26 protein-coding genes are annotated in these 26,314 nt (G+C 57.3%); 10 read left to right on the top strand and 16 right to left on the bottom strand.

Annotated elements, in window-relative coordinates:
* Nucleotides 1-1,665 carry a bifunctional 3-(3-hydroxy-phenyl)propionate/3-hydroxycinnamic acid hydroxylase gene (locus AC236I_RS10435; protein WP_004863158.1) on the bottom strand — a complete coding sequence of 555 codons (1,665 nt, stop codon included), beginning with the start codon at nucleotides 1,663-1,665 and terminating at the stop codon, nucleotides 1-3.
* 187 nt (nucleotides 1,666-1,852) lie between these two features.
* Between AC236I_RS10435 and AC236I_RS10430 the strand changes: the two genes are divergently transcribed.
* The 4 genes from AC236I_RS10430 to AC236I_RS10415 all read left to right on the top strand — a co-directional run bounded on the left by AC236I_RS10430 (nucleotide 1,853) and on the right by AC236I_RS10415 (nucleotide 5,562).
* On the top strand, nucleotides 1,853-2,659 hold the full coding sequence (locus AC236I_RS10430; RefSeq protein WP_487608788.1) for a DNA-binding transcriptional regulator: 807 nt from the start codon (nucleotides 1,853-1,855) through the stop codon (nucleotides 2,657-2,659).
* A gap of 98 nt (nucleotides 2,660-2,757) precedes the next feature.
* Nucleotides 2,758-3,819, top strand: a complete 1,062-nt coding sequence (locus AC236I_RS10425; protein WP_004863165.1) for an ABC transporter substrate-binding protein — start codon at nucleotides 2,758-2,760, stop codon at nucleotides 3,817-3,819.
* The gene (locus AC236I_RS10420; RefSeq protein WP_004863169.1) at nucleotides 3,809-4,813 is read left to right on the top strand and encodes a FecCD family ABC transporter permease; all 1,005 of its coding nucleotides are present in this window, start codon (nucleotides 3,809-3,811) and stop codon (nucleotides 4,811-4,813) included. The genes AC236I_RS10425 and AC236I_RS10420 overlap by 11 nt, the downstream gene beginning before the upstream one ends.
* The gene (locus AC236I_RS10415; protein WP_487608787.1) at nucleotides 4,813-5,562 is read left to right on the top strand and encodes an ABC transporter ATP-binding protein; all 750 of its coding nucleotides are present in this window, start codon (nucleotides 4,813-4,815) and stop codon (nucleotides 5,560-5,562) included. The genes AC236I_RS10420 and AC236I_RS10415 overlap by 1 nt, the downstream gene beginning before the upstream one ends.
* Here the strand turns inward: AC236I_RS10415 and AC236I_RS10410 are convergent.
* The 4 genes from AC236I_RS10410 to AC236I_RS10395 form a co-directional block, all read right to left on the bottom strand.
* Nucleotides 5,546-6,286, bottom strand: a complete 741-nt coding sequence (locus tag AC236I_RS10410; RefSeq protein ID WP_015584119.1) for a substrate-binding domain-containing protein — start codon at nucleotides 6,284-6,286, stop codon at nucleotides 5,546-5,548. The genes AC236I_RS10415 and AC236I_RS10410 overlap by 17 nt on opposite strands.
* Before the next feature lie 59 nt (nucleotides 6,287-6,345).
* Nucleotides 6,346-7,182 carry a shikimate dehydrogenase family protein gene (locus tag AC236I_RS10405; protein WP_004863178.1) on the bottom strand — a complete coding sequence of 279 codons (837 nt, stop codon included), beginning with the start codon at nucleotides 7,180-7,182 and terminating at the stop codon, nucleotides 6,346-6,348.
* 11 nt (nucleotides 7,183-7,193) lie between these two features.
* A complete protein-coding gene (locus AC236I_RS10400; protein ID WP_015584118.1) occupies nucleotides 7,194-8,516 on the bottom strand; it encodes an MFS transporter in 1,323 nt (440 codons plus the stop codon).
* A gap of 82 nt (nucleotides 8,517-8,598) precedes the next feature.
* Nucleotides 8,599-10,452: a bifunctional sugar phosphate isomerase/epimerase/4-hydroxyphenylpyruvate dioxygenase family protein gene (locus AC236I_RS10395; RefSeq protein WP_487608786.1), complete on the bottom strand. Its 1,854-nt coding sequence runs from the start codon at nucleotides 10,450-10,452 to the stop codon at nucleotides 8,599-8,601.
* 125 nt (nucleotides 10,453-10,577) lie between these two features.
* On the opposite strand from AC236I_RS10395, the gene AC236I_RS10390 reads away from it, so the two are divergent.
* On the top strand, nucleotides 10,578-11,216 hold the full coding sequence (locus AC236I_RS10390) for a TetR/AcrR family transcriptional regulator (protein WP_004863188.1): 639 nt from the start codon (nucleotides 10,578-10,580) through the stop codon (nucleotides 11,214-11,216).
* Nucleotides 11,217-11,243: 27 nt separating this feature from the next.
* On the opposite strand, the gene fumD is transcribed toward AC236I_RS10390, so the two are convergent.
* Entirely contained in the window at nucleotides 11,244-11,459 is a 216-nt protein-coding gene (gene fumD, locus AC236I_RS10385; RefSeq protein ID WP_015584115.1) for a fumarate hydratase FumD, read from the bottom strand.
* 222 nt (nucleotides 11,460-11,681) lie between these two features.
* Here fumD and ynhH point away from each other — a divergent pair, with 222 nt between their 5' ends.
* From ynhH to lpp, 3 genes are all read left to right on the top strand, one after another.
* Nucleotides 11,682-11,957, top strand: coding sequence for a protein YnhH (ynhH, locus tag AC236I_RS10380; RefSeq protein WP_419722016.1), 276 nt, complete (start codon nucleotides 11,682-11,684; stop codon nucleotides 11,955-11,957).
* A gap of 7 nt (nucleotides 11,958-11,964) precedes the next feature.
* The gene (gene pykF / locus AC236I_RS10375; RefSeq protein ID WP_015584114.1) at nucleotides 11,965-13,377 is read left to right on the top strand and encodes a pyruvate kinase PykF; all 1,413 of its coding nucleotides are present in this window, start codon (nucleotides 11,965-11,967) and stop codon (nucleotides 13,375-13,377) included.
* Between the two features lie 309 nt (nucleotides 13,378-13,686).
* Entirely contained in the window at nucleotides 13,687-13,923 is a 237-nt protein-coding gene (gene lpp / locus AC236I_RS10370) for a murein lipoprotein Lpp (RefSeq protein ID WP_001082307.1), read from the top strand.
* A gap of 73 nt (nucleotides 13,924-13,996) precedes the next feature.
* Here the strand turns inward: lpp and ldtE are convergent, their stop codons facing one another.
* The 7 genes from ldtE to sufA all read right to left on the bottom strand — a co-directional run bounded on the left by ldtE (nucleotide 13,997) and on the right by sufA (nucleotide 20,633).
* Complete coding sequence (gene ldtE / locus AC236I_RS10365) at nucleotides 13,997-14,995, bottom strand: L,D-transpeptidase LdtE (RefSeq protein WP_487608785.1); 999 nt, start codon at nucleotides 14,993-14,995, stop codon at nucleotides 13,997-13,999.
* Between the two features lie 98 nt (nucleotides 14,996-15,093).
* Nucleotides 15,094-15,510, bottom strand: a complete 417-nt coding sequence (sufE, locus tag AC236I_RS10360; protein ID WP_004863272.1) for a cysteine desulfuration protein SufE — start codon at nucleotides 15,508-15,510, stop codon at nucleotides 15,094-15,096.
* An 11-nt stretch (nucleotides 15,511-15,521) separates the two neighbouring features.
* A complete protein-coding gene (sufS, locus tag AC236I_RS10355; protein ID WP_015584113.1) occupies nucleotides 15,522-16,742 on the bottom strand; it encodes a cysteine desulfurase SufS in 1,221 nt (406 codons plus the stop codon).
* On the bottom strand, nucleotides 16,739-18,013 hold the full coding sequence (gene sufD, locus AC236I_RS10350; RefSeq protein ID WP_004863278.1) for a Fe-S cluster assembly protein SufD: 1,275 nt from the start codon (nucleotides 18,011-18,013) through the stop codon (nucleotides 16,739-16,741). Before sufD ends, sufS begins: the two co-directional genes overlap by 4 nt.
* Nucleotides 17,988-18,734: a Fe-S cluster assembly ATPase SufC gene (gene sufC / locus AC236I_RS10345; protein ID WP_487608784.1), complete on the bottom strand. Its 747-nt coding sequence runs from the start codon at nucleotides 18,732-18,734 to the stop codon at nucleotides 17,988-17,990. Before sufC ends, sufD begins: the two co-directional genes overlap by 26 nt.
* Before the next feature lie 31 nt (nucleotides 18,735-18,765).
* Nucleotides 18,766-20,253: a Fe-S cluster assembly protein SufB gene (gene sufB, locus AC236I_RS10340; protein ID WP_015584111.1), complete on the bottom strand. Its 1,488-nt coding sequence runs from the start codon at nucleotides 20,251-20,253 to the stop codon at nucleotides 18,766-18,768.
* A 2-nt stretch (nucleotides 20,254-20,255) separates the two neighbouring features.
* On the bottom strand, nucleotides 20,256-20,633 hold the full coding sequence (gene sufA, locus AC236I_RS10335) for a Fe-S cluster assembly scaffold SufA (protein WP_004863289.1): 378 nt from the start codon (nucleotides 20,631-20,633) through the stop codon (nucleotides 20,256-20,258).
* Between the two features lie 767 nt (nucleotides 20,634-21,400).
* On the opposite strand from sufA, the gene AC236I_RS10330 reads away from it, so the two are divergent.
* Nucleotides 21,401-21,718 (top strand): hypothetical protein, encoded by a 318-nt coding sequence (locus AC236I_RS10330; protein ID WP_004863292.1) that lies wholly within the window; start codon nucleotides 21,401-21,403, stop codon nucleotides 21,716-21,718.
* A 163-nt stretch (nucleotides 21,719-21,881) separates the two neighbouring features.
* On the opposite strand, the gene AC236I_RS10325 is transcribed toward AC236I_RS10330, so the two are convergent.
* Nucleotides 21,882-22,130 carry a GlsB/YeaQ/YmgE family stress response membrane protein gene (locus tag AC236I_RS10325; RefSeq protein WP_004863295.1) on the bottom strand — a complete coding sequence of 83 codons (249 nt, stop codon included), beginning with the start codon at nucleotides 22,128-22,130 and terminating at the stop codon, nucleotides 21,882-21,884.
* Nucleotides 22,131-22,296: 166 nt separating this feature from the next.
* Between AC236I_RS10325 and AC236I_RS10320 the strand changes: the two genes are divergently transcribed.
* Nucleotides 22,297-22,485 carry a YegP family protein gene (locus AC236I_RS10320; RefSeq protein ID WP_004863298.1) on the top strand — a complete coding sequence of 63 codons (189 nt, stop codon included), beginning with the start codon at nucleotides 22,297-22,299 and terminating at the stop codon, nucleotides 22,483-22,485.
* A gap of 76 nt (nucleotides 22,486-22,561) precedes the next feature.
* Here AC236I_RS10320 and menI read toward each other — a convergent pair whose 3' ends face one another.
* Nucleotides 22,562-22,972: a 1,4-dihydroxy-2-naphthoyl-CoA hydrolase gene (gene menI / locus AC236I_RS10315; protein WP_004863303.1), complete on the bottom strand. Its 411-nt coding sequence runs from the start codon at nucleotides 22,970-22,972 to the stop codon at nucleotides 22,562-22,564.
* Complete coding sequence (gene ydiJ / locus AC236I_RS10310; RefSeq protein ID WP_487608783.1) at nucleotides 22,969-26,025, bottom strand: D-2-hydroxyglutarate dehydrogenase YdiJ; 3,057 nt, start codon at nucleotides 26,023-26,025, stop codon at nucleotides 22,969-22,971. The genes menI and ydiJ overlap by 4 nt, the downstream gene beginning before the upstream one ends.
* Nucleotides 26,026-26,314: the final 289 nt, after the last annotated feature.

Genomic DNA, 26,314 nt, shown 5'->3' with positions numbered 1-26,314 from the left:
TCAAGCCACCTGTTCAATCGTTGTTGTGGTCTGTACGGAGGCCAGCTGCATCTTGCTCGCCAGCGCGTCAAGCTTTTGACCCAGGGTTTGCGGGATTGCCACAGCGGCGACGAAGCGGTCCGGACGCACTACGGCAATCGCGGTATCGTGCTGCGCAAACCAGCTTTTCAGACGGTTTTGCGTATCGCCGACGCGGATAACGCCCGCAAAATTGTCCTGCTGGCGATGAATCTGTACCTCCGGCACGACCTGGATAAATCGCACGCCGACGGCGCGCCACTGGGCTATCTGCCCGGCATTCAGCCCCCATTGTGGGTTGCAGCCCCAGGCGAGAATGGCGACATTCGCGCCAATGACCTCATCAAGCAGCGTGACCGTACCGCTCTCCAGGGTGACTTTGGGCTGAATAAACATTTTCCCCACCGGCGAGTTTTTGCTTTCCCCCTCCAGCAGCAGGGCGCCGGCACGGTATTGCGGCATCGGCTTGAAACGCATCTCGAGGAAGTAGCGTTTGACCGGCGGCAGATAGTTGAGCAGCCACGAAATTCCGTCGCGCACCGCGCCATGCCAGCGTTTCGCCGGCGCCAGCACATTGCCGGCGGTGACCGAGAGATCGATCATCGCTTTAGCATGATCGCGCCGTTCCTGCTGGTAGCTGTCCAGCAGCGCCTCACCGGCTTTGCCGTTCACCACCAGCGCCAGTTTCCAGGCGAGGTTAAATGCATCGCGCATGCCGCTGTTGTACCCCTGCCCCTGCCAGACCGGCATGATGTGGGCGGCATCGCCCGCCAGCAGCACGCGATCGACGCGAAAGCGTTCGGCGATACGCGCGTTATGGGTATAGACGCGCTGGCGAATCAGCTCGACGTTGTCCGGATCCGGCAGCACCTTGCTCAATAGCTGGCGCATCTTGTGCGGCTCGCTGAGCTGGGCTTCGGTTTCGCCGGGCATCACCATAAATTCAAAACGCCTTACGCCGTGCGGCAACGCGGCGGAGACGTACGGACGCACCGGGTCGCAGCACAGATAGACGTGCGGCGTCGCCAGCGGATCATTGGCGATATCGATAACAATCCATTGATTCGGCGCGGTTTTACCTTCGAAGGGAATATTCAGCGTACGGCGAATAAAGCTGGCTCCGCCGTCGCAGGCGACCAGCCAGTCGGCCTGTAACGTTTCGCGTTCGCCCGCCGGTCCCTTCAGATGCAAGGTCACCGCATCCGAAGACTGGCTAAAGGCTTCAACTTCGCGAGAAAACAGGCAGCGCACATGGGGAAAACGCTGCAATCCTTCATACATGACGGCATCCACCTGCGGCTGAATAAACGCGTTACGCCGCGGCCAGCCAAACTCATCGGTCATCGGCTGGATATCGGCGAAACAGCGCCCTTTCGGCGTCAGAAAACGCATCGCGTGCCACGGCGTGGTATGCGGGAGAACATGGTCCACCAGCCCGATGCCCTGCATCGCGCGCAGCGATTCATCGTCGATGCCGATAGCCCGCGGGTAATCAATCAGCGCCTCGAGTTTTTCGACAACCAGTACGCTGACGCCCATCTGACCAAGGTAGTTGGCCATCATCAGGCCGACCGGGCCCGCGCCGGCGATCGCGACCTGGGCGGTATGCTGTACAGCGGGTTGAATATCCGGATTCGATGTTGTCATTTCAGAACCTCACGACTCAGACACCGTGCCTGCGTCGCAAACTGACGCCCGGCACTTTGTTAAATAGATGTAAATACATTTTTATAGTGAGGTCAGTATAGGGTCGGCCGGATGCGCTACAATCAAAACATCACCGGATGTGCACCAGGTGCACATCATTATTTATCTGGATATTAATTGAGGAAATATGCGCGAAAGCAGGCAGGCAGATTACAAAACGGTCCGCGGATTGAGTCGGGGATTATTGTTACTTAATTTGTTAAATAAATTCGATGGCGGGGCCACGGTCGGCACGCTGGCTGAGTTTAGCGGCCTGCATCGCACCACCGTCAGACGACTGCTGGAGACCTTGCAGGAGGAGGGTTACGTTCGCCGCAGTCAATCCGATGACAGCTTTCGTTTAACCCTCAAAATCCGTCAGCTGAGTGAAGGATTTCGTGACGAACATTGGATTTCTGCCCTCGCCACCCCGCTACTGGGGGAGCTGTTGCGCGAAGTGCTGTGGCCGACGGATATCTCCACCCTGGATGTTGACGCCATGGTGGTCCGTGAAACCACGCACCGCTTCAGCCGCCTGTCGTTTCATCGCGCGATGGTCGGCCGTCGGCTCCCGCTGCTGCTGACCGCCTCGGGGCTCACCTGGCTGGCCTTCGCCCCGGATCATGAGCGCCAGGCGATGATCGAGATCCTCGCGGCGCGCCCGGAAGAGGAGTATCAGCTGGCGCGAGAGCCGGAAAAGCTGGCGGCAATACTTGAGCGCACACGACGTCAGGGCTACGGCGAAAACTTTCGCGGCTGGCAGCAGGAGGAGAAAATCGCCTCCATCGCCGTACCGATCCGCAGGCAGCAGCGGGTTATCGGCTGCCTGAACCTGGTTTATATGGCGAAGGCGATGAGTCTTGAGCAAGCGGCGCAGAAATATCTGGCACCGTTGCAAAAAGTCGCCGCGCAGAGCGAGTCGCGAATGACCGAAGAAGCGGTTTTTTACGAGTAAACTTGTCCTGAATGGGTAGACCGGCCGGTAAGAATTGCTTCCGCTAACGCTATATATTTTAATATACGACGATTCTTCTCACCTAACCGAGTCCACTCATGTCAAAACGACCCCGTTTGTTACCGGGGCTGACGCTGGTCAGCGCCTGCCTGTTTGCCGGTCATGCTTTTGCCGACCGTACCGTCACCGACCAGCTTGGCCGCGAGGTGACGCTTCCTGACCACATTACCCGCGCCGTCGTTCTCCAGCATCAAACCCTAAACCTGCTGGTGCAGCTTAATGCCAGTGACGAGATTGTTGGCGTGATGAGCAGCTGGAAAAAGCAGCTTGGCCCTGCTTTCGCCCGCTTTATGCCGGGGATTGAACAACTGCCAACGCCGGGAGATTTAACCCAGGTCAATATCGAGAGCCTGCTGGCGCTGCATCCGCAGGTGGTGTTTGTCGCCAACTATGCGCCGCAGGCGATGATTCAACAGATTCAGAACGCCGGGATCCCGGTGGTGGCTATTTCGTTACGCCAGGATGCCGCGGGTGAAAAAAACAAAATGAACCCGTCGATGGCCGATGAAGAGCAGGCCTATAACGAAGGGTTAAAGCAGGGTATTCGCCTGATTGGTGCGGTGGTCGATCGCAAAGATCAGGCGGAAACGCTCATTCGCACCGCCTTCGCCGCGCGCAAAGAGGCCAACGCGCCGGTCGCCGATATCCCCGACAATCAGCGGGTGCGCGTCTATATGGCCAATCCAGACCTCAATACCTACGGCTCCGGCAAATACACCGGCCTGATGATGAAACATGCCGGCGCGCTGAACGTCGCGGCGGCCACGGTCAAGGGCGCGCGTCAGGTTTCACTGGAGCAGGTTTTACAGTGGAATCCGCAGGTGATCTTTGTCCAGGACCGCTATCCGCAGGTGGTCAAACAGATCGAATCCGACCCGCAGTGGCAAGGGATTGACGCGGTAAAAAATCACCGCGTCTGGCTGATGCCAGAGTATGCCAAAGCCTGGGGTTACCCGATGCCGGAAGCGCTGGCCCTCGGCGAGCTGTGGATGGCCAAAAAGCTTTATCCTTCCCGCTATAACGGCGTGGATGTTGATAGCAAAGCGCAGGAGTACTACCAGCGGTTTTATCGCGTGAAGTGGACGCCGGATGCTCAGTAATCGTCACCCGGCGCTGTTGCAAGGCGGGCTGGCGCTGGCAACCTTGCTGATTGCTGTCGCCTCGCTGTGCGCCGGCCAGTATCACCTGAGCCTCAGCGACGTGTTCAGCCAACTGGGACATCTGTCGCCCGCAGACGGCGTGGCCGGGCAAATTGTCTGGTCGGTGCGCCTGCCGCGCGTCATCATGGCGCTGCTGGCCGGCGGCGCGCTCGGACTGTGCGGCGCCACGCTGCAGGGCGTGTTCCAGAACCCGCTGGTGGACCCCCATATCATTGGCGTCACCTCCGGTTCCGCGTTTGGCGGCACGCTGGCCATCCTGCTGGGGCTGGACACCGTACTGATGATGACCTCCACCTTCGGTTTCGGCCTGCTGGCCTTAATGCTGGTGTACCTGATTGCCGCGCTGCAAGGGCGGGAAAACACGCTGGTGCTGATTCTTTCCGGGATTATTCTCAGCGGCTTTTTCGCCGCTCTCGTCAGCCTGATGCAATATCTGGCCGATACCGAAGAGACGCTGCCGAATATCGTCTTCTGGCTGCTGGGCAGCTTCGCCACCGCCAGCTGGCACAAAGTGGCGATCATGGCGCTGCCGATTCTCGTCAGCACCACGCTCCTGATCGCGCTGCGCTGGCGAATCAACCTGCTGGCGCTGGAGGAGAGAGACGCGCGCGGTCTCGGCGTCTCGGTCACCGCGCTGCGCCGCGGCGTGCTGCTATGCTGCGCGGTGCTGGTGGCCGCACAGGTGGCGGTCAGCGGCAGCATCGCCTGGGTGGGACTGGTGATCCCGCATCTGGCACGGCTGCTGGTCGGCGCCGACCACCGCCGTCTGCTGCCCACCGCCTTCTGGCTCGGCGGCGGATTAATGATCGTGGTCGACGATCTGGCCCGCTCGCTGACCCAGGCAGAGATACCCGTCGGGATCATTACCGCGTTGCTCGGCGCCCCGCTGTTTACCTGGCTACTGATCCACTCACGTCGTCGGGGGATGGTCTGATGAACATGTCGCTTCGGCTGGCGGAACTGCGCTACGGCCACCGTCATCCGCTCTTCCGGCCGCTCAGCCTGCAGTGCCTGCCCGGTGAAATCTGGGCGGTGCTCGGTGCCAACGGGCGCGGGAAAAGCACCCTGCTCGACACCCTCACCGGCGTGCTGCCGCCGCTTGGCGGGAGTTTCCACAGTGAAGGCGGGATAGCGATTGTGCCGCAATCGTTCCGCCCGGCGTTCAACTGGCAAGTGCGGGAGGTGGTGTTGATGGGCCGCGCCCGGCAAGTCAGTCTGTTTGCCCAACCGGCCGTTGACGATGAACGCCGGGTTGAGGAGGCGTTACGCCAGCTGAGCATCGCCGACCTCGCGGGCCGCGCGTTTCGTTCGCTCTCCGGCGGCCAGCAGCAGCTGGTGCTGATTGCCCGCGCGCTGGTGGGTGCCAGCCAGAATATCCTTCTGGATGAGCCCTGCTCGGCGCTGGACCTGTCCAACCAGCAGGTGGTGCTGCAGCTCATCAGCGACCTGGCCCATCGCCAGTCGCGCACCGTGATCTTCACCACCCACGACCCCACCCATGCCCTGCAGGTCGCCAGCCATACGCTGCTGCTACTGCCGGACGGCGAGTGGCTGGCGGGACGCTCCGGGGAAGTGCTTAGCGAGCCGCATCTGCAGCGCGCCTACGGCCTGGCGGTGCGTAAAATTGATTACCCCGGCTCAGACTCACCGCTGCTGGCGCCGCAGTTTACGATTCGGCGTTAGCCGGTAAAAAACCCGCGGCCTGCAGATACTGCTGCCCTTCTGCGCCGAGGATAAAGCGGCACAGACGCTGCGCCCCGGCGCTCTCGTCGAGCGTCGTCAGCTGATAATCAGCCTGGATATTCCACGGCGCCGGAATCGTTACCGTCCGCAGATCGTCGGCCATCGTCATCTGGCTGGCGTAATGGGCATAGCCAATAAACAGGTCGGTTAACCCTTCGCGGATAAGCCAGGCTCCCGCCGTCTCGCCCGGCGGGACGCTGAGCGACTGCCGTCCCCCGACCAGCTGCTGCGCGCGGGCCATCATGGCGCTGCCGCAGCCAGGGAAGCGGGCTTCAATGCGCTCAAACAGCTGCCAGGTATAGTCGCCGGACGGGTCGCAGCCCGGCGTCGATGTCGCCAGACGCAGCTGCGGGTTAGTGAGGAGCGCCAGCCAGTCGGCGCGGTCATCGCAGGCGGCGCGACGGGCGGTCAGCATCAGCTGGTTGCGGGCGAACGAATAACATTCTCCCGCCCGCCCGGCCTGGCGCAGCGCCTGGGGATGCTGACGGTTGGCAGAGGCGAATACCGAACACGCCGCCCCGCCTTCAATACGCTCGCGCAGTAAACCTGCAGGACCAAAATGGGCCTCGACCCGAATACCGCTTTGCTGATGGAAACCTGCCAGCAGCGGGATAAAAGCCCCTTTCAGGCTCCCCGCCGCCAGCAGAACGACTGCGTTGGTCATCATGATGGCTCGCTAAATGCCCGGAAACAGAACGATATATTAACCGGGCCGCCAGCGATTCAGTAGCGAATTTCCGCCAGTTCGCGCAGCTGTTCCGGGGTCGCTACCGGCAGGTTGAAGAAACGCAGATAGGCCGGGATCATTTCAAACAACATGTCGGTACCGCGCTGAACCGGACAGTCGCGCGCCTGGGCGGCCTGCAGCAGCGGCGTAAAGGCCTGGGTCATCACCACTTCCCCTACCCAGGTACCGGGCGTCAACCGCTGAGGATCGAGCGGCAGCGGGTCCCCCGCCTTCATCCCCAGCGGCGTGGCGTTCACCACCAGATCGTGCCCCTGCGGGTCACGCTGCATCAGGCTGATATCCAGCAGCGGATAGTGTTGCAGCAGACGGAGCGCCAGCGCATGCGCAGCATCGGCGTGGCTATCGTAGAGCGTCAGGGCGCGTACCCCCGCCGCTGCCAGCGAAGCCGCGATCGCCGACCCCACGCCGCCGCAGCCGACCACCAGCGCCCGAGCCCCCTCAGGCTGAAAGCCTTTACGCCGGATACCGAGCACGAAACCATCGCCATCGAACATATCGCCGCTCAGAGTGCCGTCGGCCTCGCGGCGAATGGCGTTGCAGGCGCCGGCAATGGTCGCCGTGGGGCTGAGGCGATGCACCAGCCCGCAGGTGGCAATCTTGTGCGGCATCGTGACCAGCGCACCGATAATATTGGTCAGCGTAAACAGCGCCGGAACCACCGTCGCCAGCGCCTCCGGCTTCACGCCCGTGGGCACCACTTTGACATCCACCTGCTGTCGGTCGAACCACGGGTTGTAGATCATCGGCGCCTTAAAACCACCGGTCGGATAACCCAGATGCGCGATCAGCTGCGTATTACCACTAATTATCATCCCCTGCTCCTTTACTGCGATAGCTCGATGCGTTTGACATCGCCCAGAATAAACAGATACGCCACGACGCCGAGCAGCGCCGCGCCGCCGATATAGATCAGCGCATAGAAGAAGTCGCCGAAGGCCGCGACGATAAAGCCAATCACCAGCGGCGTGAGGATCCCCGCGAAATTAGCGCAGAAGTTAAACAGGCCGCCGGTCAGGCCACCCAGCCCTTTCGGCGCGATATCGGAGATCAACGTCCAGCCCAGACCGACCATTCCCTGACCAAAGAAGGCGAATGACATCACCAGAATCACCGCCAGATCGCTGCTCAGCCAGTTGGCGGAAATAATGCTGCTGGCCATCAGCAGACCGGCAACGATCGGCAGCTTACGCGCGAGGTTGGCCGAGCCGGTGGCCTTCAGCAGTTTGTCGGAGATCCAGCCGCCGAACATCACGCCGCCGGCGGCGGCAAGGAACGGCAGAATGGCAAAGATCCCCACCTTCAACCACGGCATATGGCGCGCGGTGGCCAGATAGGTCGGGAACCAGGTGAGGAAAAACACCAGTACCGTATTCCCGGCAAACTGACCGATGCTGGCGCCGAGAATCTGCCGTTTCCCCAGCAGCTGACGCACCAGCGGCCAGCTGAAAGCCGTCTGCTGGTCGCTCGCCGTCACCAGACCGCCGCCGTTGACAATATGATCTCGCTCCTGCTGGCTGAGGCGTTTGTCTTCATGCGGTTCGCGGTAGCAGCGCCACCACACCAGCGCAAACAGCACCCCGACCGCGCCGACGCTGATAAACAGCGCTCGCCAGCCGAAACTGCCCATGATCCAGAACAGCAGCGGTGAGAAGCAGGCCAGCCCGAGGTACTCCCCGACGGTATAGACCGCCGTTGCCTTGGCCCTCTCCTGCTGCGGGAACCAGGCGCTGACCACCCGACTGTTCACCGGGAAACAGGGCGCCTCGCTGACCCCCAGCCCAAAGCGGCACAGCAACAGGGTTTTCAGCCCTATCGCCATGCCGTGAAACAACGTAAACAGCGACCACAGCGTCAGCGACAGGAAGTAAGTCACTTTATTGCCGAAACGGTCGAGGAACAGGCCGCCGGGAATTTGCGCCAGCGCGTAGGTCCAGGCGAAGGCGGAAAACACGATCCCCATGACCGCCGCATCAATCCCCAGTTCGGAAGTTAAACTGGGGGCCGCGATGCCCAACACCGTCCGATCGAGGTAGTTAATCATCGTGCCGATAGCCAGCAGCGTGAGGATCCCCATTCGCCGCCGGGAGCGCGGCACGGCGGTCGCGGCTTGCGCCGCTGCCGTGTGATTCTGGCTGTACGCGTTCATAGTCGTTTTCCTGTCATAGGGTGCAGATGAATGTTGTTATTGTATTGACGATGTTGTGCTCAACGAACCATTTGATACATCACTAGCTGTATTGCATTGCCGACAGGCGAACGGCGGCATTTGCCGCACCGTACAGGGCATAGCCATCGCGTCTTTCGGTCAATTCGAAGAAAAAGCGCCCTGCCGAGAACGGGCGGGTATAAAGGTGGAGGAACTCCCCGCCGCGCGGATCGCGGTCATAGAGAATGTGCAGACGTTGCAGCGTCGCGACATCCACCGCCTCGCCATAGCGCGCCAGCAGGTCATCATAGTAATTAGCCGGAATCGGCAGCGCCTGACGGGAGACCTGCGGCAGGGCGTCGAGGGTTTCCGGCAGGTGACGGCAGGCAAACGCCGCGTGCTGCAAGCCTGCCCCCTGATAGCAGGCCACCGACCGGGCAATCTGGGTGGCGCGGCTCTGGGAGATATTCAAGGCCAGGCGAATATTGCCCTGCGGGCTGTGAACCGCCAGGCTGCGCACCAGACCATACGGATCCGGCAGCGTCTGTTCATGTTCGAGGGTGAAACCAAAGACGGTGCGGAAAAAGATAATCCAGTTATCGCGACTTTCCGCCTCCATTCCCAGCGCCAGATGATCGATGCCGCGGTAGTCATCGCGCAGCGCCGGCGCGTCATGCAGATGAAAATCGCGGGCGTAGATATCGTCACCGGCTTCGATTAAATAGATCAGGCTGCCGTCGGGGGCGCAAATCGCCGGAATCGGGCTTTCATTTGGCCCGGCATCCCCTTGCCAGGTGGCGTAACCATAGGCGCGGGCGCGCTCAACAATCGCCGCGCTGCGGCTGACGCGCAGCGCCATTGCACACAGCGAGACCCCGTGGCGCTGGTGAAAATGGTCGGCCCAGCTGTGCGGCTGGGAGTTGACAATCGCTCTTGCCCCGCCGTTACGCCACAGCGCCACCTGTTTCGAACGGTGGCTGCCTTCCTGACAGAACCCCAGCTGCGACAGGCGCTGGCCGAGAGCCTGCGCTTCCGCTGGGCTGGCGGCAAATTCGATAAATTCCAGGCCGAGATAGTCCGGCACTGTCGCAGCGTGAAACAGCGACGCATCGCTGTCCTCCAGCCGCCGGCGGGTCTGCTCTTCCAGCCATTGCAGCGAGCGGTAGCCATCTTTCGCCGTTGCGCCGTTCGGCGACGCGCGGAAGCCATCATTGAAAATTTCCAGCGACCACGGGCCGCGGTAGCCGCAACGGGTCAGATCGCAGGCAAAGTCCACCAGCGGCAGCTCACCCTGCCCCGGGAAACAGCGGAAATGGCGACTCCATTCGAGGACATCCATCTTCATCAGCGGCGCATCCGCCAACTGCAGGAAGGTGATTTTGTCCACCGGGGCTTCAGGCAACCGCTGCAGATTGTCGCCGCGGGCCAGAATATGAAAGCTGTCCAGAACGATCCCCAATGCCGGGCTGTTCACGCTTTTCACCCGTTCCCAGGCCTGATACCAGCGGTTGACGTGCGTTCCCCAGGCCAGTGCTTCGTAGCCGATGACGATCTTTTCCTGCTCCGCCAGCGCCGCCAGCGCGGCGAGATCCGCCACCTGCAGCGCAACATCTGCGGAACAGTCCGGCTGCACATTGCTGCACAGGAGCAGTGTGTCGCAGCCCAGCTCATGCATCAGGGCGAATTTGCGCTTCGCCCGCGCCATATTCGCCGCAAACTGGCTGCGGCTGGCACCTTCAAAATCGCGAAACGGTTGAAAAAGCGTGATTTTTAGCCCTAAATCAGCCGCCAGATTGCGAATATCAGCCGGCGTGCCGGTATAATAAAGCAGATCGTTTTCAAAGATTTCGACGCCTTGATAACCCGCAGCCGCAATAGCATGGAGCTTTTCGGGCAAGGTGCCGGAAATCGAAACGGTAGCAATAGAGCGCAGCATAGGTCCTCGTGTCATCAACAGACGTGAGTCCTGAATATGTATCATTTGGTTCATTTGCGCCATACACGGTTGCTAATTTGTGATCATTATGTGTATTTTTTGTCTCTCAGAAAAAAGGAGTGGTTATGTCTGTCGTGGCTCATGATGAAGCACAGTCCCTGAAGGAGCGGATTTTCACCGCCGCGATCGTCGTCTTTGCCGAACACGGGCTGTCCGGGGCGCGCATGGAACAAATTGCCACCGAGGCGCAGACAACTAAACGCATGGTGGTTTACTACTTTAAGACGAAGGAGCAGCTGTACCAGGAGGTACTGCAGCATGTCTACGCGCGCATTCGCGAGACTGAACAGCAGCTCGGGCTGGAACAGCTTCCGCCGGTCGAAGCGCTGGTTCAGCTGGTGCGCTGGAGCGTGCGTTATCACGCCACCCATGCGAACTTTATGCGGGTGATTTGTATGGAGAATATGCAGCGCGGGAAGTGGTTACAGTCGTCAGGGCAGCTTAAGCCGCTGAATCGAACCGCCCTGTCGATTCTGGAGGATATTCTGCAGCGCGGGCAGCAGCAGGGAATTTTTCAGGAGGGTCTGCAGGCGCGGGATGTCCATCGCCTGATCAGCAGCTTTAGCTTTTATCAGGTGTCGAACTTTTACACCTTCAACAGTCTCTTCCTCGACGACCCTTTGCCGGCTATCGACGATGAAGAGATGGTCGCCCACCACTGCGATATCGCGGTGAAAGCGGTCGTGCGTTTCGTGATTTCCTGAGCCTGCGCGATCCGCGCGCCGGGAAGGTTAATCGTGTCCGGATAAGGCGTGGATCACCTTCGCCATCGCTTCTTTGGTCAGTTCAGAACGGGCGATTTTCGGGTTAGCCAGCGAGGTCCGTACCACCCCGGCGATCACGATATGTTTTGGCTCCTGGCCGAGATCGCGCATTTCAAGCACCACTTTCCCTACCACCCGGCACATTTCCTGGTACAACTCGTCGTCTTTGGCTTTATTTCCCATTCTTGTCGACTCACAAATTATCATTATCAATCAAATTATTATTGATATGTTTTCGTGATAAATCAAACCAGCGCACTTTTTTTGCGCCAGTGCGCTGTTTCCAGCGGCTAACCGCGAGCAAATCCGCGAAATAGCGGCGTTGATTTTTGTCGGCTGGTGAAAAAATGTGTTGCGGAGAAGATTTAGATTAGTTTGAGTTTTGTTACATTTTTATGGGAAAGAATGAAACGTCGTTTTCATTTTCTTTTTTTGTTCCAGCGTCGTATAATGCCCGCCGATTCTTTCTTGAATGGTTTCAGCACATTGGACTGCACAACTAAACGCATAAAATACTGCCTCTTTTCATGGGCTGAACCGCCAGCACACTTTCTTCTGCACGCTCTTTTGTTGTCACCTATTCTTAGAGCGTGGCATAGCAACTTTCGCAATACAGGTTTGACTCCACGGCCGTGCGCCCACGGAGCGAGATTTCCATATCCTTCACAACTTAAAGACTAAAACTTTCATGAAAAAGACCAAAATTGTTTGCACCATCGGTCCGAAAACCGAATCCGAAGAGATGCTGTCCAAAATGCTGGACGCGGGCATGAACGTCATGCGTCTGAACTTCTCTCACGGTGACTATGCTGAACACGGTCAACGCATCAAGAACCTGCGTAACGTGCTGAGCAAAACCGGTAAGACCGCGGCTATCCTGCTGGACACCAAAGGCCCGGAAATTCGCACCATCAAGCTGGAAGGCGGCAATGACGTCTCCCTGAAAGCCGGTCAGACTTTCACCTTCACTACCGATAAATCCGTCGTCGGCAACAACGAAATCGTCGCCGTGACCTATGAAGGTTTCACTACCGACCTGTCCGTCGGCAACACCGTTCTGGTCGACGATGGTCTGATCGGCATGGAAGTGACTGCCATTGAAGGTAAGAACGTCATCTGTAAAGTGCTGAACAACGGCGACCTGGGCGAAAACAAAGGCGTTAACCTGCCGGGTGTTTCTATTGCCCTGCCGGCGCTGGCGGAGAAAGATAAGCAGGACCTGATCTTCGGTTGCGAGCAAGGCGTTGATTTTGTTGCTGCTTCCTTTATCCGTAAGCGTTCTGACGTCGTCGAAATCCGCGAGCATCTGAAAGCGCACGGCGGCGAAAACATCCAGATCATCTCCAAAATTGAAAACCAGGAAGGCCTGAACAACTTCGACGAGATCCTCGAAGCGTCTGACGGCATCATGGTTGCTCGTGGCGACATGGGCGTTGAAATCCCGGTTGAAGAAGTTATCTTCGCCCAGAAAATGATCATCGAAAAATGTATCCGCGCGCGTAAAGTGGTTATCACCGCCACCCAGATGCTGGATTCCATGATCAAAAACCCGCGTCCGACCCGCGCAGAAGCCGGTGACGTTGCGAACGCCATCCTCGACGGTACCGATGCGGTTATGCTGTCTGGCGAATCCGCCAAAGGGAAATACCCTCTGGAAGCGGTCACCATCATGGCTACCATCTGCGAACGTACCGACCGCGTGATGACCAGCCGTCTGGAATTCAACAACGACAACCGTAAACTGCGCATCACCGAAGCCGTGTGCCGTGGTGCGGTAGAAACGGCAGAAAAACTGGAAGCTCCGCTGATTGTTGTCGCGACCCAGGGCGGTAAATCTGCGCGCGCCGTGCGTAAATACTTCCCGGACGCCACCATTCTGGCGCTGACCACCAACGAAACCACTGCTCGTCAGCTGGTGCTGACCAAAGGCGTGGTGCCGCAGCTGGTTGACCAGCTCTCCTCTACCGATGATTTCTACATCCTGGGTAAAGAACTGGCGCTGCAGAGCGGCCTGGCGCGTAAAGGCGACGTGGTTGTTATGGTCTCTGGTGCGCTGGTCCCGAGCGGAACCACCAATACAGCCTCCGTACACGTGCTGTAATAATTTACAGGTTAATTCGTTTTTTAAAGGCGCCTCTTCGAGGCGCTTTTTTTTTATTCAATCACTAGCTACTCTTAATAAAAATGCAAATCGGAATTTACTATTTAATAAGAGATTATCTAAGATGAATCCGATGGAAGCGTGCTGTTTTCACAAAGATTTTTAAACTAATCTGCCAAATTCGATGTTTCTTTGAGCGAACGATCAAAAATAAGCGTATTACCGTAAAAAAATATTCTCATCCCAAAAAAGTTTGTGTAATACTTGTAACGCTACATGGAGATTAACTCAATCTAGAGGGTATTAATAATGAATCGTACTAAACTGGTACTGGGCGCGGTAATCCTGGGTTCTACTCTGCTGGCTGGTTGCTCCAGCAATGCTAAAATCGATCAGCTGTCTTCTGACGTTCAGACTCTGAACGCTAAAGTTGACCAGCTGAGCAACGACGTGAACGCAATGCGTTCTGACGTCCAGGCTGCTAAAGACGACGCAGCACGCGCTAACCAGCGTCTGGACAACCAGGCTACTAAATACCGTAAGTAATAGTACCTGTGTAATAAAAATGGCGCACATTGTGCGCCATTTTTTTTTGTCCTCTCTCCCCTTCCGCCTCGCGCTACTGCACTCTTTTCGCTTCGTCCATCGCGCCATTCTGCACAGACATCGTCGATAGCGCTGCGCCGCTCGCCGCCTCATTGCCCGTGGAGACGACCACCGGATAGCCCGCACGTCGGGACAGCGCTTTCTTAAGCTGCGCATCGTCTACGGTCTTATCTCCGGCAAACTGATGGAAGGCCGCTGGCAGCGTGTGCGGGATCGTACGGGTGTCGCCCGCTTCATCCTGCGTCAGAGGCCGATGCACTTCGACATAGCGTTTACCGTCCGGCTCAATCGCAAATTTCACCGGCTGGTTGATAACGCGAACCAGCGTCCCCGTTTTGACCTGACTAAACAGCGCCTGGATGTCCGCGGCGTTCATGCGCATACAGCCCGAGCTGACCCGCAGGCCAACGCTATCCGGCGCGCTGGTACCGTGGATAAGGTACTCGCCGTTGCCGTACGCCAGACGCAGCGCATAGCGCCCTAACGGGTTGTTCGGCCCGGCCGGCACCACGGGCGGCAGCTTGATGCCCTTCTCCAGCGAACGCGCGCGGATGCCCGCTGTCGGCGTCCAGGTCGGATTGGGGATCTTCTGCCCGACGCGCGTGGTCATCTCCGGCGTCTCCAGCCCTTGCTGACCAATACCCAGCGGATAAACCTGAACCTGGTTCTGTCCCGGCGGGAAGTAGTACAGCCGCAGTTCCGCCAGGTTCACAACGATACCTTCCCGGGGCACATCCGGCAGCAGCATCTGTGAAGGAATTAATACCTGAGTCCCGGGTTTCGGCTCCACCGGTGCGAGGGTGTCGTTAGCTTCGAGAATCAGCATCGCCGCCGTGTCGAAATGGCGGGCAATCGCCTGCAGATTGCGATCCCCTTCCTGTACCGTCCACCATTGATTCTGGCCAATGAGCCGACTGTTCGCCGGGGGAAGTGGGTAATCTACCGCCCAGGCGCCGTGTGAGACGCTAAGGGCTGTCAGAAGCGCTACGGTGATAAGAGATGCGCGTTTCATACTGAGATTCCTTCTTTCGCTGATAAAACGCCAGGATCTGCCGTCGGGCCGGCATCATCTCCGGCCTGACGTAACAGAATGAAATCTACCTGTTTATTCTAGCTAAGATTTGCGGCTTTCGCGCGAATTGCGCGAATCATGGCTTCCAGGCCCTGAGATCGCGAAGGGGTAAGATGCTGGGTCAGCGCCATTTTTTCAAACCACGGCCGTACGTCAAAGTCGGTGATATCCTTGGCCGTCATCTGGTCGTAGAGGATAAAGACCACGGCAATCAGCCCTTTGACAATCGCCGCATCGCTATCGCCGCGCAGCGACAGCCCTCCGTTTTCGCCTTGTTCTACCACGATCCACACCTGGCTCTGGCAGCCCTGAATGATGTTTTGCGCGGTATGCTCTTCGGCGCTCAGCGGCGCCAGCCGCTGGCCGAGTTCGATAATATAGAGGTACTTCTCTTCCCAGTTCGCGCAACGACTAAAGTTGCGCAGCAGTTTGTCTTTATCCGGTAATGCCGCCATGATTGCTTCCTTTAGCCCAATAGCGTGTGGATGCGCTGTAGTCCTGCGACCAGGCGATCCACCTCTTCCGTGGTATTGTACATCGCCAACGAAGCCCGACACATGGCCGGTACGTTGTAAAACGCCATTAGCGGCATCGCGCAATGGTGGCCGGTGCGGATGGCAATACCGTAATTATCCAGGAAGCTGCCCACGTCGTAGGCATGATGTGCGCCAAGGTTAAAGGCAATCACCCCCAGGCGCTCGTCAGGGCCATAGAGGGTCAAATCCGGCACCGCCTTCAGCGCCTGCAAAGCGTAGCGCATGAGCGTCTGTTCATATTCGCCAATGTGCGCCAGCCCCAGCGCGCTGACATACTCCAGCGCGGCGCCGAAGCCGATAATCCCGCCGGTATTGGGCGTGCCCGCCTCGAAGCGCCACGGCGCTTTCGCCCAGGTCGTCCCTTCGGTCAGACTGACGGTGGCAATCATCGACCCGCCCCCTTCCCACGGCGGCATCTCCTGCAGCAGCGCCTCTTTGACATACAGAATGCCAATCCCGGTCGGGCCGTACAGCTTGTGGCCGGAGAAAACATAAAAATCGCAGTCCAGCGCCTGCACATCCACCGCGTGGTGCATCACCGCCTGCGCCCCGTCCACCAGCACTTTCGCTCCATGCTGGCGGGCGAGCGGAATCAAGGCCGCCAGCGGGTTCTCCGTCCCCAGCACGTTGGAGACCTGGGTAATGGCCAGCAGGCGGGTCCGCTCATCAAACAGCGCCGGAATGGCATCCAGCTGCAGGGTGCCGTCCGGAGTGAGCGGGATAACCCGCAGCTCGGCGCCCACCCGGGCACAGAGCATCTGCCAGGGGACGATGTTCGCGTGGTGCTCCATGGCGCTGATGATGATGTTATCGCCGGCGCCGACGTTGGCATTCCCCCAGCTATTGGCCACCAGATTGATCCCTTCGGTGGTCCCCCGGACGAAGACCAGCTCTTCCGCTGAGCGGGCATTCAGGAACCTCGCCGCCTGCTGACGTACCTGTTCCATCCGCGCCGTCGCCTCTGCGCTCAGCGTATGGATACCGCGATGGACGGCGGCATAGCCGTGGCGATAAAACTCCGCCTCGGCGCGAATCACCGCCTCTGGTTTTTGCGCGCTGGCGGCGCTGTCGAGATAGACCAGCGGCTGACCGTTGACCTCCCGGCTAAGCAACGGAAAATCCGCGCGTATCCGTTCAACAGAAAATGTCATGCTTTTTCTCCCGGTAGACGTTGGCCAATACGCGCCAGAATCTGCGCCCTGAGCGTCTCATCGCCAATCGCCTCCGTCAGCTCGGCGGCGAAAGCGTACAGGATCATATGCTGCGCCGCCCGGTAGGGAATGCCGCGAGAACGAAGATAGAACAGCTGTTCGTTGTCGATGCGCCCGATGGTGGCGCCGTGGCTACACTTGACGTCGTCGGCATAAATTTCCAGCTGCGGCCTGGTGTCCACTTCAGCCAGGCGCCCCAGCAGCAAATTATTGTTGGTCATCTGACCGTCGGTTTTAATCGCGTGCTTCGCGACATTAATCAGACCGTTAAACACCGCCCGCCCTTTATCGCTGACGATGGTCTTATGCAGCTGGCGGCTATTACAGTAGCCAACGCGATGATCGAGCCAGGTTCGGCTGTCGCAGACCTCATTGTTGACCGGCATCGCCAGGGAGTTGATCCGTAGGGTGCTGTTCTCCCCCAGCAGCTGGGTACTGGTGCGGTGATGCAATACCGCGCCGCCAAGCAGGAAGCTACTGCTGAAGGCCGAAGCGTCGCGGCCCAGCGCGAGATCGTTGTGGGCAAAATGGTTGCTCTGCGCATTTTCGAACGCCAGTTTGATATGCTGCAGATGGGCATTATCCGCCACCGACATCGTCAGACGCGCGCCGGTAAAGTGGCGCTGTTCATCCAGGCTCAGATAGTGCTCGATAATCGTCGCCTCGGCGCCGCTCTCCAGCTCAAGATGATGGCGATAGTGCGCGGTGTTCAGGTCGTCGCCCGTTCCTCCACGCGTCACATGCATCAGCAGCAGCGGCTTAGCGGGCCGCTGATGGCGTTTTACGCGGATTCGCGTCACCGTCTGAGCAAGGCTCTCCGTGAGATGCAGGAACACTTCCGGCTGCACCGCGTCAGGCAATCCCTGACGATCGTCCGCCACGCTGACGTCGTAGCCGCTGCCGGCCAGGTTGTCGCTTAACGTCTCGCTGAACTGCCCGTCGATGAACACCAGCCGCCAGGCATCCACCGACAGCGCCCGTTGATCGCGCTCTGTTGCCGTTAAGGTACCCGGCGGAAGCGCGACAAATGTGCCTTTGTTCAGTGTATCCAGCGGCGTATATTTCCAGTCTTCATGTTTGCGCGTCGGCAAACCGAGGCGCAGGACCTGCTGGAGATGCCGGCGGGCTTCAGGCGTTCGCCTTTCACCCAGCGCCTCAAACAGATGATGCCACTGCTGCAGCGCGTTACTGCTGTTCGGTAAGCCAGCCATAGCCCTGCTCCTCCAGTTGTTTGACCAGGGTAAAATCGCCGGATTTGACGATTCTCCCCTGATAGAGCACGTGGACGTAATCAGGCTTGATATAGTCGAGAATACGCTGATAGTGGGTGACGATAATAAATGCGCGCTTGCCGTCGCGCAGCGCGTTGACGCCGTCAGAGACGATCTTCAGGGCGTCAATATCCAGCCCGGAATCCGATTCATCAAGAATGCACAGGTCCGGCTCCAGCACGGCCATTTGCAGGATATCGTTGCGCTTCTTTTCACCGCCGGAGAAGCCCACGTTCACCGAACGGGTCAGCAAATCCTCCGGCATCTTCAGCAGCTTAATTTTCTCTTCCATCAGATCCTGGAAATCGAAACGGTCTAACTCTTCCTGGCCGCGATAGTCGCGCACCGAATTCAGCGCGGTCTGCAGGAAGAACTGGTTGCTGACGCCGGGAATCTCTACCGGGTACTGGAAGGCCATAAAAATGCCTTCACCGGCGCGGTCTTCCGGCGCCAGGCTGAGCAAATCTTTGCTTTTGAACTCCACGCTACCGCCGACGACCTCATAGTCCTCGCGCCCGGCAAGCGTTGCAGAAAGCGTGCTTTTGCCGGAGCCGTTCGGCCCCATAATGGCGTGCACTTCGCCAGGGCGGATTTCCAGATTCAATCCGCGCAGGATCTCTTTGTCTTCAACGGCGACCTGCAAGTTTTTGATACTTAACATCTCATTTCCCTTAATTCGTAAAGCCTGGCGCTTAGCCGACGCTGTGTTCCAGACTGATAGCCAGCAGTTTTTGCGCTTCGACGGCAAACTCCAGCGGCAGCTCCGAGAAGACATCTTTACAGAAGCCGTTGACGATCATCGAGATGGCATTGTCTTCGCTGATGCCGCGCTGCAGGCAGTAGAACAACTGGTCTTCGCCGATCCGCGAAGTGGTGGCTTCGTGCTCCAGCTGCGCGCTGTCGTTGCGACACTCCACGTACGGGAAAGTGTGCGCCCCGCAGTCCGGCCCAATCAGCATCGAGTCACATTGGGTGAAGTTACGCGCGTTAGTAGCCGTCGGCATAATTTTGACCAGCCCACGGTAGCTGTTCTGGCTTTTCCCGGCGGAGATCCCTTTCGAGATAATCGTCGAGCGGGTGTTTTTGCCGATGTGGATCATCTTGGTGCCGGTGTCTGCCTGCTGGTGCCCGCTGGTCAGCGCCACGGAGAAAAATTCGCCGATGGAGTTATCGCCGCGCAGAATGCAGCTCGGATACTTCCAGGTGATGGCGGACCCCGTTTCTGACTGCGTCCATGACATCTTGCTGTTTTCACCTTCGCACAGCGCGCGTTTGGTGACGAAATTCAAAATCCCGCCGGTGTTGTTATCTCCGGGGAACCAGTTCTGCACCGTGGAATATTTCACTTCGGCATCTTTGTGAATAATCACCTCGACCACCGCCGCATGCAGCTGATAGCTGTCGCGCACCGGGGCAGAACACCCTTCGATATAGCTGACATAGCTGCCTTCATCGGCCACCAGAATGGTACGTTCGAACTGGCCGGTTTTTTCCGCATTAATGCGGAAATAGGTCGACAGCTCCATCGGGCAGCGCACTCCTTTTGGCACGTAGATAAAGGTACCGTCAGAAGCTACCGCCGCGTTGAGGGCGGCAAAAAAGTTGTCATTCCCCGGCACCACGGTGCCAAGATATTGCTTCACCAGCTCCGGGTGGTCGTGGATCGCTTCACCAAACGAACAGAAAATAATCCCCTGCTCCGCCAGTTTTTCCCGGTAGGTTGTCGCTACCGAGACGGAGTCGAAAATCGCATCAACCGCGACTTCACGCCCTTCGCGTACCGGCACGCCCAGCAGGTTAAAGGCCTCTTCGACTTCCTGAGTCAGATAGGCGCCGGGGCCGGTTTGCTGCACCGCACCAGGCTCAGAAGCGCAGGTGTCGTCGCAGTTACCGCAGGACGGCGCCGAGTAATAGCTGTAATCCTGGTAGTTGAGCTTTTCATAATGCGCTTTCAACCAGTGCGGCTCCTCCATCTCCAGCCAGGCGTGATATGCCTTTAGCCGGAATTCGAGCATCCACTCGGGCTCGTTGCGGCGGGCGGAAATGGCGCGCACCACCTCTTCGTTGATGCCTTTCGCCAGCTCATCGGTCTTTAAGCGGGTAAAAAAGCCTTCTTTATAATTGAGCGGCCCGTCGGACCAGGTTTTGACATCGTCAGTTGCTTCAGTATTACGAGACATAGTTACTCCGCCTGAACCCCAAAGCTTTCGCCGCAGCCACATTCGTGCTGTGCTTTCGGGTTATGAAACTTAAAGATTTCATTTAATCCTTCCCGAACATAATCCAGCTCCGTCCCATCGATAAACGGCATAGCCTGCAGCGGTGCCCAGAGTTTCGCCCCGTCGCGCTCAAACAGCAGGTCGTCTTCTGCCGGCTCGGCAATCAGCTCGAGTACGTAACCAAACCCGGCGCAGCCGCTGGTTTTGATCCCCAGACGCAACCCCTGCTTATCGGGCTGTTGACTCACCAGATCGCGAATATGGGCGGCTGCCGCTGGGGTCATCATCAGACCCCGCCAGCTAAATTCATCGGGATTGAAGGTTCCTGTATCTAATTCCATCGCTCTACCTCATTGGTTAGCGCCATAAGGGCATACGACCATGTTAATGATAACGATTATCACTTCAACCCAGCCGGAGAAGGGATATTCCCCTTGCGAACCCTTTTATCTCGCTTTTTATAAGCATAGACCCTCCCCCGCAGGTTATCAGGTGACTATTTTGTAATTTAATATATTGATAAATAATAAGTTATTTAGTGTTTTGCAGAGGTATGGCGGGCAATGGGAAAGGTGCATCGGAAATACCTATTTTTGAAATCGAAAAGAGTCCATTCAGCATCCGTAGCACTTACTGTCAAATCAATAGCTTGTTATTTGTACCGGACGACGACAAGGCGCTATCGGATCTACCCCTTTAGCATTATCTATAACCATCCTTCTGGATGGCTATTTGTTATCCGGTAAAGCGAAGCGGTTATCATGTTAAATTCGGACAAAAACCAGGAATAAAGGTTTTTTCTCTACTGGTAAATTGATGTACAATTCCCGCCTAAATTTCCTACAGTTTTCGGCCCTGTGTCGGAGGCACTGCTTACCTGGAGTTTGTCCGTACAGGATGATAGATATCAGTATTATGTCGATGTGCATGGTGGTACTGCTGGTGATGAGCGTACTGCTGAACTAAGCCAGCCACAAACCCTGCCTGCCACGCCGGAGCTTCACATTCGTTATGAAATGAGGAGTTTTGGAGGATTCGCCCGCCGTGGGATTGTTCGTCAATGACCTTGCCTCTAAGATTCCAGCCACATTCCAACGAGGTAACGAAGATGAAAGGAACAATCATTGCTCTGTTAGCCACCGCGTCAATTGTCGCGGCCAGTGCATTTGCGGCAGATAAAAATGACGGCCCTGCTCCCGCCGGTAATAATGCCGGACAGCCGGTGATGGACATGCCGCAAGGGCGTGGTCCAATGCCTATGCCTCTGCCGCCATTCCCGCCGAGAAAACCGGTATTATTCTCTGCAACGGTTGCCACCGATAACCCGGTTGAGACCATTAATAAACTGACCGCGCTGATCCCGACAGGTAGCGCGAAACATTATGAAGTGCGCGTGGAAGTCGTTCCCGCTCCCGATATGCCCTGAGTTATCCTGGGGTCATATACCGGTAGCCTTGAGCGGCTGATGTCAGCCTCATAAAAAAAGCTGCCAGTGAACGTGGCAGCTTTTATTTTGCGTCTTCTTTCGTGCTCAATATCTATATCCTCACCACCGACGGCAATGAGGATGCGGGTATGATGACGGTATATTAACTCTTAATCTTTCTGTAGATAAACAGTACCACTAATGCACCAATTACCGCCACGACAAAGCTGCCAAAATTAAAGCCGTCGACCTTGCCGAAGCCAAAGAACGTACTGATCCAACCACCTACAACCGCACCAATGACACCCAGAACGATAGTGACGATAAACCCGCCGCCGTCTTTGCCTGGCATAATCCACTTAGCCAAAATACCGGCAATAAGACCAAAAATGATCCAGGAAATGATACCCATAGTTAACTCCGTCCTCTTGGTTACACATAAGTATTTCGTACTTAAAATAGTAGCATAAGTAGCGTGAACAATTCATGAATTATATTTTTAGCGCCGATAGCTTGCTGTATAAGCCGCGATGGTCTACATATCATGATGTCGATGCTAATGCGCAAAGGAGTTAACAATGGGCTATTACGTTATTAAAAAATCCGAGAAAAGCGTTTCCCAGCCATGGTATTTTCTGCTAAAAGCGGATAACCATGAAACCATCGCCACCAGTGAAATGTATTCCTCGAAGGAGGCGGCGAAAAAAGGAATTGCCTCGGTGCAGAAGAATGGTCCCAGCGAAACGATTAAGGATGAAACACAATAAAATCTGCTGAATATAAGGGGGAAATATATTCCCCCTTATATTTGGACAAGTAGAATCTCAGCCCGCGGTAGCTATCTCAGACTACCGCCGTGGTCAGGCGCGAAGAGCAGCACAGGCGCCCCTGTTCATCGAAGATTTCAATCTGCCACACCTGATGGCGCGATCCGACATGCAGCGCTTTACAGACGCCTCTGACCCGGCCACCGCGCACCGAGCGAATGTGGTTGGCATTGACCTCCAGCCCTACCACCTTTTGCTCGCCTTCACTGCACAAATAGCCGGCAACCGAGCCCAGCGTTTCCGCCAGTACCACCGATGCTCCACCATGTAGCAGACCAAACGGCTGGTGCGTGCGGCTATCCACCGGCATGGTGGCTTCGATGGTCTCATCGGTGAAGCTATCAAAATGAATATCCAGCAGCCCGACCATATTGCCTTCGCCCATGCGGTTAAGCTGTTCCAGCGTTGTCTGACGTTTCCAAATCATCCAATAATCTCCAGCAGCGCCTGCAGCGGATGACGAACACCGCTGCCTTCAATGCGCTTCACCTGACTGCGACAGGAATATCCGGTCACCAGGCACCGGTTGCGCGGTAAACGCTGGATCGCCTGTTGCCAGGAAAGCGCGTAGATATCCAGCGAGTTGGCGTGGTTTTTTACCTCATGACCGTAGGTTCCGGCCATCCCACAACAGCCCACGCTGACGTTTTCCAGTTTCGCGCCAAAGCGCGCAAAAATCTCGGCCCACTGCTTCGGCGCCGCGGGCAGCGCCGTGACTTCCGTACAGTGACCAAACAGATACCACGCTTCGCCGCCATTCTCCTGCTCGCGAGCTTCCGGCAACGCCTGTGGCAGCCACTCGTGCACCAGCATCACGCGGAAATCGCCGCGTTTGTCCCCCAGAACCTGGTTGTACTCATCGCGATAGCACAGCACCAGCGCCGGATCGACGCCAACCATCGGCATCCCCAGCTGCGCCACACGGTTGAGAAAATCTGCGGTTTTCTGCGCCGTACGCGCAAAGCGCGTGAGGAACCCTTTGATATGCTGCGCCTTGCCGTTTGGCGAGAACGGCAGCAGTACCGGCTGGTAGCCCACTTTTTCAACCAGGCGCACAAAATCGGCCACCACCTGCGCGTCGTAATAGCTGGTGAACGGATCCTGCACCACCAGCACCATTTTGGCTTTCTGCTCAGCGCTGAGCGTTTCCAGCTGCTCCAGCGTCATGTTTGCCGAGCGATGTCCCACCATTCTCTGCTTCAGCGACGGCGTCGAGAGCAGCGGCAGATCCACCATCCCGATGTGCTTCTCTGACAGCTTGCGCATCCACGGCTGGTTAATAAAGAAGTTAAACGTCTTCGGCACCTGAGCCATCAGCGGCGCATAGGATTCCACCGTTGCCACCAGATGATCGCGAACCGGCCGCAAATAGCGGCTGTGGTAAAGCTGCAGGAAGCGCGAGCGGAATTCCGGCACATCGATTTTAATCGGGCATTGGGTAGAGCACGCTTTACAGGCCAGACAGCCGGACATCGCCTCTTTGACCTCATGGGAGAAGTCATATTCCCCCTTGCGCGCGTGCCAGCTGTTGCGGGTCCGCGCCACCAGCGTACGCAGGCTGGCGCGTTTTTCCGGCAGATCTTTTTCCAGCTGATTGGGATCGATGCCGCGATCCGCCAGCAGGCGCAGCCACTCGCGCACCAGCGTTGCGCGCCCTTTCGGCGAGTGGATACGATGATTGCTGACCTTCATCGACGGGCACATCGGGCTTTTAACATCAAAGTTAAAGCACAGGCCGTTACCGTTACACTCCATCGCGCCACGCCATGCGCTGCGCACCGCAATCGGAATCTGCCGATCCCAGGTGCCGCGCTTCACGGCATCCACTTTCATCATCGGCGCATCTACGCCTTCCGGCGGACAGATTTTCCCCGGATTAAGACGGTTGTGCGGGTCGAACGCCGCTTTGACTTTTCGCAGCTCGCCATAAAGTTCTTCGCCAAAGAATGCCGGACTGTACTCGGCGCGGAAGCCTTTGCCGTGTTCCCCCCACAGCAGGCCGCCATATTTGGCGGTCAGCGCCACGACCTCGTCGGAAATTTGTTTCATCAGCACTTCTTGCTGCGGATCGCACATATCCAGCGCCGGACGCACGTGCAGAACGCCGGCATCTACGTGGCCAAACATGCCGTAGCTCAGGCCGTGGCTGTCGAGCAGCGCACGAAACTCAACGATGTAATCGGCCAGATGTTCCGGCGGCACGCAGGTATCTTCCGCAAAGGGAATCGGCTTGGCGGCACCTTTGGCATTCCCCAGCAGCCCCACCGCTTTTTTACGCATCGCGTAGATGCGCTCAACGCCGTCCAGTTCGTTACAGACCTGCCAACCGATGACGCCCGCTTCGCTGGCGGCAATCAGCTCATCAAGGCGCTGACACAGCGTGGTCACCTGGTTGTCGATAAGCGCCGCGTCATCGCCGGCAAATTCGACGATATTCAGCCCCAGCATCTCTTTATCCGGGACATCGGTAATCAGCTCACTGACCGAATGCCAGACGATATCTTCGCGCGCCAGGTTAAGGACTTTTGAATCGACGGTTTCCACCGACAGCGCTTTCGCCTCGACCATAAACGGCGCGTTGCGCAGCGCGGAATCAAACGAATCGTATTTGATATTCACCAGACGGCGAACTTTCGGCAGACGGGTAATATCGAGACGCGCTTCGGTGATAAAGGCCAGCGTCCCTTCCGAACCGGTGAGAATACGGGTCAGATCGAACTCGCTCATGTCATCATTAAAGACGTGGCGCAGATCATATCCGGTCAGGAAGCGGTTAAGTTTTGGAAATTTATCGATAATGAGCTGACGTTGCGCTTTGCAACGCTGATATACCGTTCGGTAAATCCGCCCAATCGCCGACTGTTCCCGGCTCAGTGTCTCCGCCAGAGCGACGGGCATCGCCTGGGTATCGAGAATATCGCCGCCCATCAGCACCGAACGAACGCCGAGAACATGGTCTGAAGTTTTGCCATAAACCAATGACCCCTGGCCGGAGGCATCGGTATTGATCATCCCGCCCAGAGTGGCGCGGTTGCTGGTGGAAAGCTCCGGGGCAAAAAAGTAACCGTACGGCTTAAGATACTGGTTCAGCTGATCTTTAATTACGCCTGCTTCGACACGAACCCATCCCTCTTCCGGGTTGATTTCGAGTATGCGGTTCATATGGCGGGACATATCGACGATGATTCCCGTATTCAGCGACTGGCCGTTGGTGCCGGTGCCGCCCCCGCGCGGGGTAAAGACCAGCGATTTGAAGCGATCTTCGGCGGCAAGCCGCGCCAGCAGGACGACATCGGCCGTCGAGCGGGGAAATAAAATGGCATCCGGCAACAGTTGATAAACGCTGTTATCTGTCGCCATCGTTAGCCTGTCGGCATAGCTAGTGGCGGTATCGCCGGTAAATCCTTGTTGCTCCAGTACCTGCAAAAAAGTCAATACCAGTTGAACGACGCCTGGTGCTTGAGAAATTTGTGGGATCATAATGCTTGACCCTGCCTGACTATGTTGTGTTGTAGTGATGTCATCCTTCAGACTGCCTCTTGTTGGCGCATTTGCTGCCGAATCCTTGCGTGAAGCTGACCCTTGCGGGCAATGTAAACCACGTCCACCACGGCGGGCAAAAATAGCCTGAGAGCCGGGAGTCTGTCGCCGACTCGATGCGTCCGGATGATTTTGTCTATGGATAACTAAACGATTGCGTGGCGCAGTCAACTTTTTATCACATTTTTTTCATATGCGCCCACGAGATTTATGTGCAAAATCAGGCCCG

This window comes from Klebsiella sp. Sb-30 (assembly GCF_057652795.1).
Note: the sequence above shows the minus strand (reverse complement) of the source record. Positions and strands in the feature narration are given on the sequence as shown.